The organism is Saccharopolyspora oryzae, from assembly GCF_027853915.1.
Taxonomy (GTDB): domain Bacteria; phylum Actinomycetota; class Actinomycetes; order Mycobacteriales; family Pseudonocardiaceae; genus Saccharopolyspora; species Saccharopolyspora oryzae.
The window spans coordinates 37,585-53,827 of record NZ_JAQGLA010000045.1; the positions used below are offsets into that span (position 1 = coordinate 37,585).

Annotated in this window: 17 protein-coding genes; 13 read left to right on the plus strand and 4 right to left on the minus strand. The window is 69.9% G+C overall.

Features of this window, described 5'->3' with window-relative positions; genetic code table 11:
• Nucleotides 1-180: 180 nt before the first annotated feature.
• The 3 genes from OU415_RS23650 to OU415_RS23660 are packed head-to-tail and all read left to right on the plus strand — an operon-like array spanning nucleotide 181 to nucleotide 2,488.
• On the plus strand, nucleotides 181-1,410 hold the full coding sequence (locus OU415_RS23650) for a PucR family transcriptional regulator (RefSeq protein ID WP_270951302.1): 1,230 nt from the start codon (nucleotides 181-183) through the stop codon (nucleotides 1,408-1,410).
• 15 nt (nucleotides 1,411-1,425) lie between these two features.
• On the plus strand, nucleotides 1,426-1,896 hold the full coding sequence (locus tag OU415_RS23655) for a GreA/GreB family elongation factor (RefSeq protein WP_270951304.1): 471 nt from the start codon (nucleotides 1,426-1,428) through the stop codon (nucleotides 1,894-1,896).
• Nucleotides 1,897-1,912: 16 nt separating this feature from the next.
• A complete protein-coding gene (locus tag OU415_RS23660) occupies nucleotides 1,913-2,488 on the plus strand; it encodes a DUF488 domain-containing protein (protein WP_270951306.1) in 576 nt (191 codons plus the stop codon).
• On the opposite strand, the gene OU415_RS23665 is transcribed toward OU415_RS23660, so the two are convergent.
• Together OU415_RS23665 and OU415_RS23670 are read right to left on the minus strand one after the other, a co-directional pair.
• Nucleotides 2,452-2,685 (minus strand): FUSC family protein, encoded by a 234-nt coding sequence (locus tag OU415_RS23665; RefSeq protein WP_270951330.1) that lies wholly within the window; start codon nucleotides 2,683-2,685, stop codon nucleotides 2,452-2,454. The genes OU415_RS23660 and OU415_RS23665 overlap by 37 nt on opposite strands.
• Nucleotides 2,685-3,560, minus strand: coding sequence for a hypothetical protein (locus OU415_RS23670; RefSeq protein WP_270951308.1), 876 nt, complete (start codon nucleotides 3,558-3,560; stop codon nucleotides 2,685-2,687). The genes OU415_RS23665 and OU415_RS23670 overlap by 1 nt, the downstream gene beginning before the upstream one ends.
• Before the next feature lie 125 nt (nucleotides 3,561-3,685).
• Here OU415_RS23670 and OU415_RS23675 point away from each other — a divergent pair, with 125 nt between their 5' ends.
• From OU415_RS23675 to OU415_RS23710, 8 genes are all read left to right on the plus strand, one after another.
• Nucleotides 3,686-4,621 (plus strand): LysR family transcriptional regulator, encoded by a 936-nt coding sequence (locus OU415_RS23675; protein ID WP_270951309.1) that lies wholly within the window; start codon nucleotides 3,686-3,688, stop codon nucleotides 4,619-4,621.
• Between the two features lie 204 nt (nucleotides 4,622-4,825).
• Nucleotides 4,826-5,845 carry a Dyp-type peroxidase gene (locus OU415_RS23680; RefSeq protein WP_270951311.1) on the plus strand — a complete coding sequence of 340 codons (1,020 nt, stop codon included), beginning with the start codon at nucleotides 4,826-4,828 and terminating at the stop codon, nucleotides 5,843-5,845.
• Entirely contained in the window at nucleotides 5,842-6,639 is a 798-nt protein-coding gene (locus OU415_RS23685; protein WP_270951312.1) for a family 1 encapsulin nanocompartment shell protein, read from the plus strand. The genes OU415_RS23680 and OU415_RS23685 overlap by 4 nt, the downstream gene beginning before the upstream one ends.
• 18 nt (nucleotides 6,640-6,657) lie before the next feature.
• Nucleotides 6,658-6,855 (plus strand): hypothetical protein, encoded by a 198-nt coding sequence (locus tag OU415_RS23690; protein ID WP_270951313.1) that lies wholly within the window; start codon nucleotides 6,658-6,660, stop codon nucleotides 6,853-6,855.
• 187 nt (nucleotides 6,856-7,042) lie between these two features.
• The gene (locus tag OU415_RS23695; protein WP_270951315.1) at nucleotides 7,043-7,369 is read left to right on the plus strand and encodes a hypothetical protein; all 327 of its coding nucleotides are present in this window, start codon (nucleotides 7,043-7,045) and stop codon (nucleotides 7,367-7,369) included.
• A complete protein-coding gene (locus OU415_RS23700) occupies nucleotides 7,362-8,681 on the plus strand; it encodes a putative T7SS-secreted protein (protein ID WP_270951318.1) in 1,320 nt (439 codons plus the stop codon). Before OU415_RS23695 ends, OU415_RS23700 begins: the two co-directional genes overlap by 8 nt.
• A gap of 16 nt (nucleotides 8,682-8,697) precedes the next feature.
• Nucleotides 8,698-9,465: a hypothetical protein gene (locus tag OU415_RS23705; RefSeq protein WP_270951320.1), complete on the plus strand. Its 768-nt coding sequence runs from the start codon at nucleotides 8,698-8,700 to the stop codon at nucleotides 9,463-9,465.
• A complete protein-coding gene (locus OU415_RS23710) occupies nucleotides 9,462-12,968 on the plus strand; it encodes a DUF6531 domain-containing protein (RefSeq protein WP_270951321.1) in 3,507 nt (1,168 codons plus the stop codon). Before OU415_RS23705 ends, OU415_RS23710 begins: the two co-directional genes overlap by 4 nt.
• Before the next feature lie 18 nt (nucleotides 12,969-12,986).
• Here the strand turns inward: OU415_RS23710 and OU415_RS23715 are convergent, their stop codons facing one another.
• Nucleotides 12,987-14,105, minus strand: coding sequence for an NADH:flavin oxidoreductase (locus OU415_RS23715; RefSeq protein WP_270951322.1), 1,119 nt, complete (start codon nucleotides 14,103-14,105; stop codon nucleotides 12,987-12,989).
• 130 nt (nucleotides 14,106-14,235) lie between these two features.
• Between OU415_RS23715 and OU415_RS23720 the strand changes: the two genes are divergently transcribed.
• Nucleotides 14,236-14,691, plus strand: a complete 456-nt coding sequence (locus OU415_RS23720) for an RrF2 family transcriptional regulator (protein ID WP_270951323.1) — start codon at nucleotides 14,236-14,238, stop codon at nucleotides 14,689-14,691.
• Between the two features lie 117 nt (nucleotides 14,692-14,808).
• Here the strand turns inward: OU415_RS23720 and OU415_RS23725 are convergent, their stop codons facing one another.
• Entirely contained in the window at nucleotides 14,809-15,408 is a 600-nt protein-coding gene (locus tag OU415_RS23725) for a short chain dehydrogenase (protein WP_270951324.1), read from the minus strand.
• Between the two features lie 69 nt (nucleotides 15,409-15,477).
• Between OU415_RS23725 and OU415_RS23730 the strand changes: the two genes are divergently transcribed.
• Nucleotides 15,478-16,243 (plus strand): LysR family transcriptional regulator (locus tag OU415_RS23730; protein WP_270951326.1); only part of this gene is annotated, 766 nt, incomplete at its 3' end.

The window sequence follows — 16,243 nt, forward strand, 5'->3', positions numbered from 1 at the left end:
AGGCCGCGGCGCCGTCGGCACCAGGCCGGTTGTGCCCGGCTCCAGAAAATGTTGGTGCCGGGCACAACCTGCGGGAACGGTGGGGCGTCGGCCTTGACGGCTCCGGAAGTCCCCAGTAGACCGGACCTCGGCCGGAACGCACGTACCGCGCCCACGAGCGAGAACGAGGTGGTCCGCCCGGTGAGGGGTGAAGGTCTCGACGAGCTCGCCGGTTGGGCCGAGGCGCAGCTCCCCGAACTGATCGACGAGGTGTGCGCGGCGGTCCGCGAGCGCATCGACCTGTACCGCGGGAACGACGTCGTCCCCGCTGCCGATCTGTGCCGATCGGTGGATCTGAACCTGCGGTTCATGCTCGGGGCGCTCGTCGGGCAGCAGCTGGCACCGGACCAGCTGGACGCGCCGCGGGAGACCGGCAGGACCCGCGCGCACCAGGGGGCTCCGCTACCGGAAGTGCTGCGCGTCTACCGGATCGGCTACGCGATGCTGTGGGACCTGCTCGTCGCGCGCGCCCGTCGCGACGATCGAGCGGGGACGCTGGACGCGCTCCTCGACGCAGCGAGCAGGCTCTGGGAGCTGACCGACGAGCACGCGCTGGCGCTCACCGAGGCGTACCGGGCCGCGACCGCCGAACTGCTGGTCGCCCAGCAGCGGCGGCGTTCGGCGCTGGTCGAAGCGCTGCTCACCGGTCAACCGGTACCGAACGGCCCGTGGGAAGCCGGAAAGCTGCTCGGCCTGGCCCCGGACGCGAACTTGGCGGTCGTCGTCGCCGAGACCCGAACCCTGGCCGAGGAGAGCTTGGTCGGTGTCGAGCGGTCCCTGGCAGAGCTGGGCATCGTGTCGGCCTGGCAGCTCACCCCGGCGGTGCAAGCGGGCATCGCGTCCCTGCGCGAGGACCAGCACGACACCTTGCTGCGGGTCCTGCGCGAGCTCGCCTCCGCCCGCACCGGGGTGAGCCCGCTCTTCCAGCGGCTGGCCGACGCGCCGCGCGCCCTGCACTTCGCCCGGGTGGCGCTGGCCGGGCTACCACCGGGGAAGGCCGGTGTGCGGGTGTTCAGCTCGAGCCCGCTGGCCGCGCTCGTCGCCAGCGATCCCGAGGAGGGCCGGCGGCTCGCGGAGGACGTCCTCGGTGGACTGCTGGACCTCCCAGCGGACGATCGCGACGGACTCCTGGACACCTTGCACGCCGTCTTCGACAACGGCGGATCCACCGCTAGCGCCGCTCGTGCGCTGCACTGCCACCCCAACACCGTCCGGTACCGGTTGCGCCGGATCCACGAGCTCACCGGTCGGCCGCTGAGCGATCCGCGGTCGCTCGCCGAGCTGGTGACCGCGTCCTACGCGCTGCGTTCGGGGCTGCGGACCCCGCAGGATGTCGGGAGCGCGACCAGGTTCGAGGAGGAGTCGGGATGAGCGTCGAGAACCCCGGTGGGCAGTTGCCGGAGCAGGCCCGCGACCAGCTGGAAGCGGAACTGGCGGACTTGCGGCAACGACGCCGAGCGCTGGTCGCCGAGGTGCGCGACCAGGAGAGCGACGTCGGCGATCGCGCCGACGAGGCCAACGCCCTGGAGTCGGGGGGAAGACCTGGCCGCGATCGACGAGCGGATCAGCAGGGTGACCGACCTGCTCGCCGGTGGCCCGGGGCGGGCTCCCGGGCAGGTACCGGACGGCACCACGGCCACCCTCCGGTTCGACGACGGCACCGAGCAGGCGGTGCGGGCGGTGGCGATCACCGAGGAGATCGCGTCCGGTCAGCACGAAGTCGCGGTGACCACCGACAGCCCGCTGGGCCTGGCGCTGGCCGGTCACCGCGCTGGGGACACCATCAGCTACCAGACGCCGGACGGGGAGGTGCGGGCGCAGGTCCTCTCCCTGGAATTCCCGGGAGACCGGGCATGACCGCCCGGAGTCCGAAGTGGACGGATCAGCGAGCGGCACCGCGCCGATGCGGGTGTTGACCTTCGGCCACGGCACGGCCAGCGCGGCGACGATGACCGAGTTGCTGCGCGGCGCCGATGTCCGGCAGTTGGTCGACGTGCGCACCGCACCCGGCAGCCGCCACAACCCCGACGCCACCCGCGCGGCGATGTCGCACTGGTTGCCCGAGGCGGACATCGGCTACCGCTGGGAATCGCGGCTCGGTGGATGGCGCCGAGCGCACCCGGACGGCCCCGACACCGCATTGCGCAACCAGGCGTTCCGCGGCTACGCCGAGCACATGCGCTCCGCCGAGTTCAAGGCCGGCATCGACGAACTGCTCGCCCACGCGGCCGCGGAGCTGAACGCGGTGATGTGCGCCGAGTCGTTGTGGTGGCGCTGCCACCGCAAGATGATCGCCGATTTCCTGACCCTGGTGCGCGGGGTGGAGGTCGGCCACCTGATGCACGACGGGAAGGTGCGACCGCACCGCCCGAGCCCGGAAGCACGCGTGGTCCGGGAGCGCGGGGTGCTCATCTACGACGCAGGACAACCCCCGCTGGACGCGGGCTGACGCTTGCGGACGACGATCGCCGCCGCGATCCCGGCGCTGACACCGATCAGCGTGTCGATCGCGCGGTCCCGGAGCAGCGCCAGCGGATCGGCCGGGGCGGCGAGAGCGGTCATGAGCATGATCAGCGGGGTGAAGAAGCCCAGCGCGAGCCCGTAGTGGCGGGCCATGAAGAGCTCGGTGGGGAACAGCAGGGCCATCACGAACACGGCGAGCAGGACGTTGGACAGGTGGGGGAGCAGCAGCGCAGCGGTGACCGAGAGAGTCCCGCGAGGGTGCCCAGCACGCGGTGGATCCCGCGGTGGGTGACGTCCCGGATCCCGGGGGCCAGCCGATCCCGCACGCCGATCACCGCCAGCGGAACGGCGGCGGAGGCCGTGGCCCAGTTCGCGTGATCGACCCCGAGGACCAGCCCACCCGCGCCCGCCGCGGAGACAGCCACCGCGTAGCGGCCGGCGTGGACCAGCGAGCCGGGCCCGCGCTCGACCTGGCGCCCGGTGAAGCGCTCGCGGGAGCGGATCGCGCCCGCCGAGCTGACGAGCAGGCAGAAGAGCACGGTCGCGGCGCAGATCGAGATGGCCGCCCAGGGGGCGACCCGGTCGGCGGGAACCGACGCGGTGGCACCCAGCGCGAAGATGCCGAAGAACGGGCCGGCCGGTCTGAGCCCGAGCCGGTCCGACACCAGCGACCACACCGAAGCGCACCCGATCTGGGTCACCACCAGGACCCACGGGGGAGCGTGCGAGTGGGAGAGCAGGACGCCCGTGCCCACACCGCTGAGCAGCACACCGCCGGCCTGGGCCTGGTGCACGAGGCGGAGCCGGTGGGGCTCGGCCCGGCCGTACATGCCGGTGAAGGACCCGAACGCGGCGTAGATGATCAGATCGGGGCGTCCGGCCGCGAGCAGGACGAGCCCGGGGCCGAACAGCCCGACGGCGACCCGGCACGCGTGCCGGTGGTCGTCCTCGGCCGGGCCGAGCCGGGCGAGCGACCGGAGCTGAGCCCGCAGCAAGGGAACCTCCGATCGTCGTCCGCGGCACCAGCGGACGGCGTCGTTGCCGCGGTCGGTGCCCACCTCCTGCCGGTGAGTCTGGTCGGTGCTCGGGGGTCAGGTCCAAGCGGAAACGTCGACGATCCGGTAGGCCGCGCTTATCAGCCGAGCTCGATCGCGGTGCGGCTGTCGGACGGCGGAGAGCGGGCGTGGTCGAATGGGGCATGCTCTTCCGCCAGCTCGAGTACTTCGTGGCGCTCGCCCGCGAGCGGCACTTCGCGCGCGCCGCGGCCGCCTGCTACGTCTCGCAGCCCGCGCTGTCGGAGGCCATCAGGAAGCTCGAGCAGGAGCTGAAGGTGCCGCTGGTCCGGCGCGGGCGCAGCTTCGAAGGCCTCACCCCCGAAGGCGAGCGGCTGGTGCTGTGGGCGCGGCGCATCCTGGCCGACCACGATGCGCTCAAGCAGGAGGTCACGGCGCTGCAGACCGGTCTCACCGGCGAGCTCCGGCTGGGCGTGATCCCCGCGGCGGCGAGCACGGTCGCGCTGCTGACCGACCCCTTCTGCGCCGAGCACCCGCTGGTGCGCGTGCAGTTGGAGACGAGCCTGCGGTCGTCGGAGATCGTCGACCGGATCCGCCGGTTCGAGCTGGACGCGGGCGTCATCTACCCCTACGGGCTGAACACCGGCGACCTCGTTATTACCCCGCTGTACGAGGAGCAGCACGTGCTCATCGCCAGCAGCGAGCTGCTCACCGGCCGGTCGGAGGCCATCAGCTGGGCCGACGCGCTGGAACTGCCGATGTGCTTGCTCACCAGGGGGATGCGCGGGCGCCAGCTGATCGACGACGCGCTGGCCGCCCAGGACCTGGCGGTCACCCCGCAGCTGGAGGCCGACTCAGTGGTGGCGCTGCTCGCGCACGTCGGCACCGGGCGGTGGGCGAGCATCGTCCCGCAGACCTGGATCAGGACCCTGCGGCCACCACCCGGCGCCCGCGTGCTGGAGCTGCGCGACCCGTCGGTCACCGCGGAGATCGCCCTCGTCACCAGCGCTGTGGAGCCCGGTTCGGTCCTGACGCGCGCGCTGGTCCAGATCGCGCGGAACACCCCCATCGGCGATGCGCTGAGCAGCGGTCCTCGTCCCAGCTGAGATCGGCACCGCCTATCGAGCGGTCGGAACCGCGTCTTGGACGGCGTGCGCTGCCGCGCGCCAAAATCAACTCCAGAGGTCGCGACGTGCTGTTGCCGACCGTCTAGGAGTCCTGCATGCTCTGCCGCGGAGATCCGGAACGACGCTGGTTCCGGTGAATCGCGACCACGTGCGTGCGGTGCGACGACGTTCTGGAGGACCGGCGTGGCGAACCCGCCTGATGATCGACCGGAACCGCAACCGGTGCTGACCCCGCTGACCGGCTCGGCGATCTTCCTGGTGCTGACGATCAACGGCGGCGGCGAACCAGCGGTGCGGGATCTGCTCGGAGACCTGGCCGGACTGCAGCGCGCGGTGGGCTTCCGCTACCCCGAAGGCGGCCTGGCCTGCGTGGCGGGCATCGGCTCGACGGCCTGGGACCGCCTGTACTCCGGACCTCGCCCGGCCGATCTGCACGTGCTGCCCGAGTACGCCGGACCGCGCCACCGGGCGGTGTCCACCCCGGGCGACGTCCTGCTGCACATCCGGGCCCGGCAGATGTTCCTGTGCTTCGAGCTCGCCACGCAGATCCTGACCCGGCTGGGCAGCGCGGTCTCGGTGGTCGACGAGGTGCACGGCTTCAAGTACTGGGACCAGCGCGACCTGCTCGGCTTCGTCGACGGCACGGAGAACCCGGAGGGCAACGCGGCGCGCAGAGCGGTGACGGTCACCGCCGAGCAGGACGCTCCGTTCGAGGGCGCCAGCTACGTGATCGTGCAGAAGTACTTGCACGACACGGAGTCCTGGAATGCGCTGCCGGTCGAGGAGCAGGAGCGGATCATCGGCCGCACGAAGCTCGACGACATCGAGCTGGACGACGACGTCAAACCGCCGGACTCGCACGTCGCGGTCAACACGATCACCGAGGCGGACGGCACCGAGCGGCAGATCGTGCGCGACAACATGCCGTTCGGCACCCTCGGCGACGGCGAGTTCGGCACCTACTTCATCGGCTACGCCAACGATCCGGCGGTGATCGAGCTGATGCTGGAGCGGATGTTCACCGGCACCGGCGAGGCGAGCCACGACCGGATCCTGGACTTCTCGACGGCGATGACCGGATCGCTGTTCATCGTGCCCACCGCGGACTTCCTCGACGACCAGCCACCCCCGCCGGAACTGGGACGCGCGGCCGAGGCCGATGCGTCGTTGCGGATCGGCAGCCTGAAGGGACGACAGCCATGAACAACCTGCACCGCGAGCTGGCCCCGATCTCGGAGGCGGCCTGGCAGGAGCTGGAGGACCAGGTCCGCGAGGTGTTCGTGCTCAACGCCGGCGCCCGCCGGGTCGTGGACGTGCCGGACCCGAAGGGCCCCGGTCTGGCCGCGGTGGGCACCGGTCACCTCGGCGAGCCCACCACCGCGGCGGCAGGCGTGCAGATGCGGGTCCGCGCGGCCCGGCCGGTCGTCGAACTGCGGATGCCGTTCCGGGTCTCGCGCGAAGCGGTCGATTCGGTGGAGCGAGGAGCTCAGGACGCCGACTGGTCACCTGCGGTCATCGCCGCGCAGCAGATCGCCCTGGCCGAGGACAGCGCCATCTTCGACGGCTTGCCGTCCGCCGGCACCGACGGTCTGCGCAGCGGCTCGTCCCACGAGGTCATCGCCCTGCCATCGGACGTCTCGGCCATCCCGGAAGCGGTGGCGCAAGCACGGACGGCGCTGCGCTCGGCGGGGGTCGGCGGTCCCTGCGCGTTGCTGCTGAGCCCGGACCTGCACACCGCGGTCAGCGGTGCGGTGGTCGGCGGACGGCTCGCGGTCGAGGAGCTTTCACGCGTCGTCGGTGGCGACGTCCTGTGGTCACCGGCCCTGGACGGGGGCATGCTGGTGTCGACCCGCGGCGGTGACAGCGAACTGGTCCTCGGCCGCGACCTGTCGATCGGCTACCTCGGCCACGACGCGACGTCGATCGAGCTGTACCTGGAGGAGAGCTTCGCCTTCCAGCTGCACAGCCCCGAAGCAGCCATCGAACTGGCCAGCTGAACCCGCCGAGGAGCAACCATGACCGAAGACCCGAACCCGGACCCGGGCTGGTACTTCAACCTGCGCACCCACCAGGTCGAGCACCACGACCGAGCTCGCGCCGCCGACCTCCTCGGCCCGTACCCCGATGAGGAAACAGCCCGAAGGGCCTTGGAAATAGCAGCAGAGAGAACCCGCCGCGCGGACGCCGAAGACGAGAAGTGGGACGACGACTGACCTCGCTGCGGAGTCGCACCAGGGCTGTCCACATAGGACTCCGATTTGTCCTCGAGAGCCCCAAGTCGGGAGACCCGACGAGGGGCGATATGGGCTGAACGGGTGAACCTGGCAGGTTCTGCCCTCCCGAAAACGCACGTTCCGTAGGCTGCCGCCTCGTAAGTGCTTCGGTCGGGGGAGGCAGCAGGTGGCCGCGGACGGGTTCTCCGTCGACATCGACGCGCTCAAGGACGCCGGCCTCGGGTTGGCCGACCTGCTGGCCATGATGGACGAGGTCCGGGGCGACAACATCGACTGCGCACCGGACGCGCTGGGGCACGGAACGCTGTCCGAGGCCTACGCGTCGTTCACCGACCGATGGCGACTCGGACTCGGTTACCTCACCGAGGACGGCAACGAGCTGTCCCGGCGATTGATCGACACCGCGGGCAACTACCTCGAAGTGGACCAGCAGGTGATGCGGGACCTGCAAGCGATCCTCGACGCGTTCGGCGCTGCTCCCCGCGATGTCTGAGCTCGGCGCGACGACCGACCCGAAGGCGTTGGTCCCCGGTGATGCCGACCAGATCAGGGCCTCCCGGCAAAGCCTCCTCGCTTATGGCGAGAACCTGGTGCGCATCGGGGAAGGCCTGCAGGACCTCGACACCGGAGGGTGGACGGGCGAAGCTGCCGATCGGTTCCACGACTACTTCGACGGCGAGCCGACCCGCTGGATCGCCAGCGGTGACGCGTTCAACGCCGCCGCGGAAGCGATCGGCGAGTACGCCGACTGCTTGCAACGGGCCCAGGGGGAAGCGGCGGAAGCGATTCGCCTCTGGGAGCAGGGCGAAGCTGCGACCAAGCAGGCCGAACAGCACCATCGGCAAGCGGTGCAGGCTGCAGCTGGAGGAGCTGCAGCCGAACCGTTCTCCGACCCCGGAGCGCCGATGCGCGAGCAGGCGAGCGCGGTCTTGCAAGCCGCGCGCGGCGAGGTCAGCACGAGTGGAGACCTGGCGGCTGCTGCGCTGATCCGGGCTCAGCAACCCGCGCCGGAAGAACCGTCCCTGCTGGAGCAGATCGGTGATGCGCTGGAGGACTTCGCCGAAACTGTCGGGGACATACCGGGAAACATCGTCCACTACGGCCTGAACAAGGCTGCGGACGTCGACCAGGCGATAGGCGCGGTCGGCGGGCTGGCCATCGAAGGCGCCGGCCTGCTCGGCGGGTGGGCCAGCGACGTCGGCGGCGATGTCCTGGGTGGCGCGGTCAGCGGCGCCGGCGAGCTGCTCGGCAACGAGACGCTCGAGCTCTACGGCGACGTGATCAACGAGATGGGGGACCGGCGCGGTGAAGAGTTCGTCGAGACCACCCACGACTACGGCCAGCAGGTAGCCGAAGACGCCCGCACGAGCGCGGAGCACCTGCGGGAGAAGGCCGACGAATACGCCACCGCCCTGGGCGCCGAGCCCGAAGAGGCCGATCTTCCCCAGTACGTCATCGTCGACGAGGACCGCTACCCCGAATCGGCCCAGCACATCGAAGAGGCACAAGACGGTCTGTTATCGGATGGACGACGGAAAGTGCCTTCAGAGCCGAAGCCTTCCGAGCTCACGATTGAGCGAGCCGGCGCCGATATCAACCGCAGGGAAGCTCTTCGTGGCATTCCAGGTAGGGGGAAGGAAGGACTTGACCGGGACGAATACCCTCCTGCCGTCTTCGCGGAGGGCGGGAACGGAGCCAGCGTGAAGTACATCCCGGCGAGTGACAACCGAGGAGCTGGCTCGTCGATGGGGAATCAAATGAGGGGTTTGGAGAACGGTGACAGGGTCAAGATCATGGTTGGCTGAGGAGTGAGGTCGGTTGGTGACGGAGCTGGATCGGCTGCTCGAGGTGGCTGCGAGGCGTGACCGGTCGGCCGATCTGGTTTGGCCTGCTGCTGCAGCGGCTATCGAGTTGCTGTGGTGGTACGACCGGGGTTCGGATGCGCGGCGTCTTGCTGAGGTGACCATCAGGGACTTCGCGGCCTGCCCGGGCGAGTTGTTCGTGCAGAGAGTCCCTTTCGATGAGGCTCTGGTGGTTGGATCGGTTGTGGACGGGCTTGATCCAGTTGGATTCCTTGCTGGTTTGCTTGACGTCATTCCCGATGACACCGTGCTGGGTAAACATCTTGGATGGCTAGCGGAGAACTATGGCCGTCCTTATGACGCCGTAGGACTTTTCGGGGGATTCGAGTGGGTCTACCCATCGAAGCCGTTGAAGAGGATCCCGCAGGCGTTGTCCGAGCGGGATCTGGGCAGCTTGGACGACGCCGAGCGGTTCCGGCTGTACAGCGGTGCCCACCACTGTCGTCAGTATCCGGTGGCGCGAAGGCTGTTGGACGAATCTGGTGAGTTCCCCACCAGGTGGGCGGAAGCTACCTGGATGGCGGGGCACATGGTTGAGGACGGCGAGGTAGAGCTGGCCAGCGACTTGATCCTGCACGTCGTTCCCGATTGGCATCCGTTCGAGGTGTGGGACGTCGTTCCCACCAACCTGGTGATCCAACCTCGGCTTCGTCCGGCTGTGACGCCGGAGATCCGGGAGGCGGTGTTCCGGCAGGTGGACATCTCGCAGATCCCCGGAGTGGCATGACGTCGGCGCTGGAGTTGCTGCTCGACCGCTCGCGTGGCCCGGCCGGGTTGGCCAGGGAAGTCGAACTGGATGCGGAGGAAGGCCCGCTGGTCGAGTTGGCCGCCTTGCTGAGCCTGCGGAACGGCTTTTTCGCGTTCAACGCCGGTGTTCAGGTTTTTCGTGCCGGAGATCCCGGTATCGGCCCCGAGCTGGGCGGGTGGAACCGGAGCCGCACTTGGAAGGATGCCTACGGCGGTCTGGCCGACGGGCTCTTCTGCTTCGGCCAGGACCTGTTCGGCGTGCAGTTCGCCGTGCAGGACCGTCGCAGCGTCGTGACCTTCGATCCGGAGACCGCGCGCATCACGGAGCTCGGATCGTCCCTTGAGGACTGGGCGCGTTGGTTGCTGAGCGATCCCGACCAGAACGGGTGCCGCACCTTCGCGACACGTTGGCAGGACGAGAACGGGGCACTGCCGCCCGATCAGCGCTTGATTCCGCGGCGGTTCTTCGTGCTCGGCGGTGGTTACGACTACGCGAACCTGACCGCCAAGGACGCCGCCGAATGCATGCGGATCCGCGGGCCGATCGCGGAACAGGCCGCTGCGCTGCCAGATGGCGCGAGATTGCAGATCACCATCCCGCGGTACCCGACCGGCGATGCGGCGGAGCACGACCGCGCGCCATCGGCGATGACGCTGGTGCGAAACGGGGTTGACGTCGCCAGCGGTCGGGTCGTCGTGGAGCACGTCGACGCCGAGCTCGCGGGGTTCCTGCCACTGGTCCTCCGGCGAACGCATGTGTCCTCCTACCAGTCGGGCAGGGCGTTCGGCGCCGGTTGGGCCTCCACTGTGGACCAGCGGTTGATCATCGATCACGAGACGGTTCGCTTCATCGCCGAGGACACCACCATCGTCGATTTCCCGATTCCGGAGGCTGGAACGTCGGTGCGGCCCGTGCGCGGCGGCGGGCGCCAGCTCGCCCTCGCGGAAGACGGCGCCTTCACCATCGCCGACGGTCAGCTGACCCTCCACTTCGGTTCGACCGGCGATGAACGGCTGCTCACCGCGATCATCGATCGCAGCGGGAATCAGATCGAGTTCCTCCGGGACGAAGCCGGCGCGCCGATCGCGGTGCAGCACAGCGGTGGCTACCGGCTCCGGTTCGACACGGTGGATGGCCTGGTCACGGCGGTGCACCTGTGCGGATCGGAACACGACGACCTGCTGAAGACCTACACCTACGACGAGGGCCGATTGGTCGCAGTGGCGGGGCCGGACGGTTCGCAGCTGACTTTCGAGCACGACGGCGACCGGATCTCGGGAATCACCGACCGCAGCGGGGACTGGTTCCGCTACACCTACGACGAAGCGGGACGCTGCGTCCGCACGACCGGCGTCGATGGGATCCTCAACGGCGACATCGAATACCAGGGCCGGCGCAGGCGAGTCACTGACTCAGCGGGGTTCAGCACGGCGTACGGAATCAACGTCGATGGACGAGTGGAGAGCGTGGTCGACCCGCTCGGCGCCGAATCGACCTTCGACCACGACCCGCGCGGGTACCTGCGATCCACGACGGACCCGCTGGGCCGCACCACCCGGCACACCTACGACGAAGCGGGAAACCGGACCTCCACCATCCGTCCCGACGGAGCCCGCACCAGCTGGCAGTACGACGAACGAGGACTGGTCACCGGAGTCGTCCGCCCCGATGGCGCTGTGCACCGGTGGTCTTACGACGAGTGCGGAAACCTGATCCGCGAGGTCGACGCCATGGGCGCGGCCACGACGTACACCCGCAACGACCGCGGGCACGTCACCGCTATCACCGATGCGCTCGGCAAAACGCGCAGCTTCACGCTGAATGCTGCCGGACTGCCGATCGCCGTGACCGATGCGCTCGGCAATGTGACGTGCTACGAGCGCGATGCCTTCGGACAGGTGTCGGTGATGACGGACCCGACCGGGGTGGCGCACCACACCCGTGGTGAGACGGCTCCCGACGGAGCAGTTGAGCACGTCGAGCGGAACGGGGCCACCTCGATCGGCCGGCTGCGGTCCGGCTCCGTCGCGAGTGGACAGTCCGGCCGACTCGTCACGGTGGCCCAGCCGGACGGTGGTCAGGTCGAATGCACCTACGACACCGAGATGCGCCTGGTCCAAGCTGTTCGGGGACCTGGTTCGACCCGTCGGTACGAATACGACCCCCGCGGTCTCCTGGCGCGCGAGACCGACGAGGACGGCCGCGTGAACGCCTACCGCTACGACGCGGCTGGGCAGCTCGTAGGAGGGTTGCTGCCCGGCGGCGTCGAGCTGCGTCTGGTCCGCGACGTGCAGGGCAACGTGATCGAACGGCGCTGCGGTGAGGCCATCGCGACCTTCAACTACGACGCGGTCGGTCGGCTCGTCGCTGCCATGGACGGCGACACCCAGACCGGGTTCAGCTACGACCGAGTCGGCCGGCTCCTGACCGACACGACCAACGGCCGTTCCGTGACCTCGGCCTACGACGCCCTGGGCCGACGTGTCCGTCGCCGAACTCCGTCGAACGCGGAGAGCACTTGGGTGTACGACGCCGCTGATCGGCCAGTCGCGATGCGCACTGCGGGGCGCACGTTGCGGTTCGTCCACGACGCCGCGGGGCGGGAGCTCCAGCGCACGCTCGGTGGCGAAGTCGTGCTGACCTGGGAACGCGACGTCCGCGGTCGAGCGACAGCGCAGGTGATCGGTGACCAGCAGCACCGTCGCGAGGCCGTGGGGAACGCAGAACCGCTGGGGGAAGGCGGTCTCGCGTACGACGGTTCGGTCGGGAGCTCAGGTGGAATCTTCCCGCAGACCAGCGCTCCTGGCAGCAGGCCTCGGCAAGTCGAGCACGACGACCGAGGACGCCGCGTGCTCAGCCGGGATCCTCGCGGCACCTGGCGCTACGCCTGGGATGACGAAGGAAGGCTGGTCGGGGTGACGACGCCTGACGGGACCCGCTGGCAGTACCGCTACGACGCGCTCGGCCGTCGGGTCGCCAAGCAGCGGATGACTCCGGACGGACGCGGCGTTGCCGAGCAGGTCGAGTTCTCGTGGGACGGAGCCGTGCTGGCTGAGCAGGCGCACACCGACCGGCGGCCCAACGGGCCCGCGCTGGGCGACCTCCGGGCAACGGCGTGGGAGTACAAGCCCGGTACCGGAGAAGTCCTGACGCATTCCGACCGATCCCCGATCCGCAGCGATTCCCGCAGGTGGGCGGACGAGCGGCTGTTCGCCGTCATCGCCGATCTGGAAGGCGCGCCGAGGGAGCTGCTCGACATCAAGGGCGCCATCGTCGCGCACGATCCCAGCGCGAACGGAGGCGGTCTCGCGGTGATCCCGTTGCGGCGGGACGGGTACTACTGCGATCCCGAGACGGGATTGTGGTGCCGCACCGGCGGTTTCAGCGATCCGGAGCTCGATGTCGAGCTCTCACCCGGGCGCCTGTGGAACGAGCCGCAAGGCCCACATCGCGCCGCTGGACCTGGTGGGTCAGTGGCGTGATGTGGGCCGGCCATCGGGTCAGTGCAGGGTTTCGATCGCGGCCTTGCTGTACGGGGTGAGGTCGGCCAAGCGGTCGTTGAGGACCTTGTCCGCCCACTCGGGGTCGGCGAGGAGGCCGCGGCCGACCGCGACGAGGTCGAACTCGTCCTGCTCCAGGCGGTCGAGGAGCCGGTCCACGTTGTCCACGGCCGCGCCCGCCCCGGTGAGCGAGCCCGGTTCGAAGACCTTGTTCAGGCCGACCGAGCCGACGGTGATGACCGGCTTGCCGGTGACCTTCTTCGTCCAGCCCGCGATGTTGAGCTCGGAACCGGAGTCGGGGAACTCCGGCTGCCAGTAGCGGCGGCCGGAGGCGTGGAAGGCGTCGACGCCGGCATCCGCCAGCGGGGTGAGCACGGCTTCCAACTCGCCGGGGTCCTCGGCCAGGCGGACGTCGTAGTTGTCGGACTTCCACTGGGAGAAGCGCAGCACGACGGGGAAGTCCGGGGCGACCTTCTCCCGGATGGCGGCCACGACGTCCGCGGCGAACTTGGTGCGGGAGACCGGATCACCGCTGTAGGCGTCGGTGCGCTGGTTGGTGCGCTCCCACAGGAACTGGTCGATGAGGTAGCCGTGCGCGCCGTGCAGCTCCACGCCGTCGAAGCCGATGCGCTCGGCAGCCTGCGCGGCGTCGGCGAAAGCGCGGACGACGTCGTCGATGTCGGTGAGGGTCATCGCCGCGCCGGCGCCGGGCGTGCCGTCCAGCGCGATCCCGGACGGCCCGACGGAGGGCGCCGAGGTGAACGGCGGGGCCCCGGCCGGGCGCTGGATGCCGACGTGCCAGAGCTGGGGCATGATCTTGCCGCCCTGCGCGTGCACCGCCTGCACAACTCGGGACCAGCCGGCGAGCTGCTCCTCGCCGTGGAAGCGGGGGACGCCGTCGCTGAACCCGGCGGACGGGTGATCGACGGTGGTTCCCTCGGTGATGATCAGGCCGGTGCCTGCTGCGGCGCGGCGGGCGTAGTAGGCGGCCACGTCCTCGCCGGGGATGCCGCCCGGGGAGTGCTGGCGGGTCATCGGGGCCATGACGATGCGGTTCGGCAGCGTCGCCGACCCCAGCGTGAACGGGCGGGACAGCAGCTGAGCTGCGCGGGTGCTCACTGTGACGGTCTCCTGCGCCGAGGAAAATGTTCAAGTCAAGAGTACAGTTCGCGAGGTCAAGTGCAACTGTGAGAGTTGCTATTCTTGGCCCGGTAGGATCGGTGCCGATCTGGGGGCGGAGGTGGAGACCGTGTTGGACATCCGGTTCTCCCGTGCGCTGAAGGTGATGCTGCTCCTCGCGCTCTCCGACGCGGACGAGGCCACCGCGCAGAGCTCGGCCCAGCTGGCCCGCAATCTGAACACCAACCCGAGCCTGGTCCGCAAGCTCCTGGTCCCGCTGGTCAACGCCGGACTCGTCGTGTGCGCGAAGGGCCGCGCCGGAGGAGCGAGGTTGGGCAGGCCCGCGGAGACCATCACGTTGGCGGAGATCTACCGCTGCGCGGTCGGCGACAAACCCCTGTGGGCCTGCTCGCCGGCCGGTGAGCAGGATGCCTGCCTGGTCAGCGCGCACGCGAGCGACTACTTCGCCGCGCTCACCGCCGAAGCGGAAGAAGCGGTGCTCGCCTCCCTCGGCGACCGAACCCTCGCCGACAGCGTCCGCGAACTCCGCCGGCTGGACGAGCAGCACGCGAACAACTCGGCCTGATCGCTGGGACAGCCGTCCAGCTCCTGGTGAAAGCCGACGCCTGCGGACCAGGCCTTCGAGGAGGCCTGGCCCGCAGGGATCTCCGCGCTCCGATGTGGACTGTTCCGCGTCCGGAGATCAGTCGAGGGTGTACACCTGGCCGGTTTGGCCGCCTTCGACGGAGCGGACGTAGGCCTGGGCGACGTCGGCGACGTCGACCGGGCGGATGCCGGGGAAGAAGTCGCCGTACTCCTCGAGGCTTTCGGTGAAGACCGTCGCGCTGACCGCGTTGATGCGCTGCGGAGCGATCTCGATCGCCGCAGCGCGCACGAAGGCGTCCAGCGCCCCGTTGGCCATCGACGCGGCGCTGCCGGTCGGAATCGGCTCCCGCGACAGCACGCCGGTGACGAGCGTGAACGAGCCCCGCTCGGCGACGTTCGCGAGCCCCTGGCGGACGAGTTCGACCTGGCTGAGCACCTTGCCGCGGAACGCGGACTCGTAGTCGTCGGGCGTCATGTCGGCGACCGGCTTGTACGGCACATCGCCCGCCGCGCTGGCCACCGCGTCCACCTTCCCGACCCGCTCGTACAGCTCGGTGATCTGGGCTGGGTCGGCGATGTCGAAGCGCAGGTCGCCGCTGGTGCGCCCGACGGCGAGCACGTCGTGGCCGCGGTCGGCCAGCGCTCCGCCGACCGCGGTTCCGAGCCTGCCCGCCGCCCCGATGAGGAGAATTCGCATGCGATCGACGCTATGGCCGCGTCCGGCGGGAGGGAAATGCTCTTCGGGAGGGGTTCATAATCAGCGGTCATGAATGTGGAGTTGCGGCACCTCAGAGCCCTGGCCGCGATCGGGGACGAAGGCACCATCACCGGCGCCGCGGCGGTCCTCCACGTGACCCAACCCGCGCTGTCGCGCACCCTCGAACAGCTGGAGAGCAGGCTCGGCGTCCGCCTCGTCGACCGCACGACCCGCCACCTCGCGCTCACCGAAGCAGGACATCGGTTGTGGGAGCGGTCCCACCGGCTGCTGAACCAGCTGGACGACGCCCTGACCGAGGCCAAGGCAGGGCCCCGCCCGCTGCGCGTCGGTTTCGCCTGGGCGACGCTCGGTGCGTTCACGATCCCGCTGCTCCAGGAGTGGCGCGATGAGCATCCGGACACCCCTGCCCGGGCCTACCGCCGCGACGACCCGGAAGCCGCGCTGCGCCGGGCGGAGATCGACGTCGCATTCCTGCGAACCCGGCCACCGGTCGGCCCGGAGTTCCACGCGCTCCCGCTCTTCCGGGAACGCCGCCTGGCCGCAGTCGCGGCCGACGACGCGCTGGCCACCGCGGAATCCGTCGAGCTGGGCGACCTCGCGGACCGGCCGGTCGCCCTGTGCACGACGGCTTCGACCACCAGCACCGCGCTGTGGCCGCCGGACCACCGGCCTCGCACCTGCGACGTCGCCAACGTCGACGAGTGGCTGACCGTGATCGCCACCGGCGAGGCCGTGGGAGTCACCGCGGCAGGCACCGAGTACAGCCACCCGTACCCGGGCATCCGCTACCTCCCGAGCTCCGACGCGGCCCCGA

Bases quoted from the DNA above. Each gene is read 5' to 3' on its own strand.
- OU415_RS23725 (WP_270951324.1), bottom strand. From the start codon at position 15,408: ATGCGAATTCTCCTCATCGGGGCGGCGGGCAGGCTCGGAACCGCGGTC.
- OU415_RS23690 (WP_270951313.1), top strand. From the start codon at position 6,658: ATGACCGAAGACCCGAACCCGGACCCGGGCTGGTACTTCAACCTGCGC.
- OU415_RS23700 (WP_270951318.1), top strand. From the start codon at position 7,362: ATGTCTGAGCTCGGCGCGACGACCGACCCGAAGGCGTTGGTCCCCGGT.
- OU415_RS23710 (WP_270951321.1), top strand. From the start codon at position 9,462: ATGACGTCGGCGCTGGAGTTGCTGCTCGACCGCTCGCGTGGCCCGGCC.
- OU415_RS23665 (WP_270951330.1), bottom strand. From the start codon at position 2,685: ATGGCCCTGCTGTTCCCCACCGAGCTCTTCATGGCCCGCCACTACGGG.
- OU415_RS23685 (WP_270951312.1), top strand. From the start codon at position 5,842: ATGAACAACCTGCACCGCGAGCTGGCCCCGATCTCGGAGGCGGCCTGG.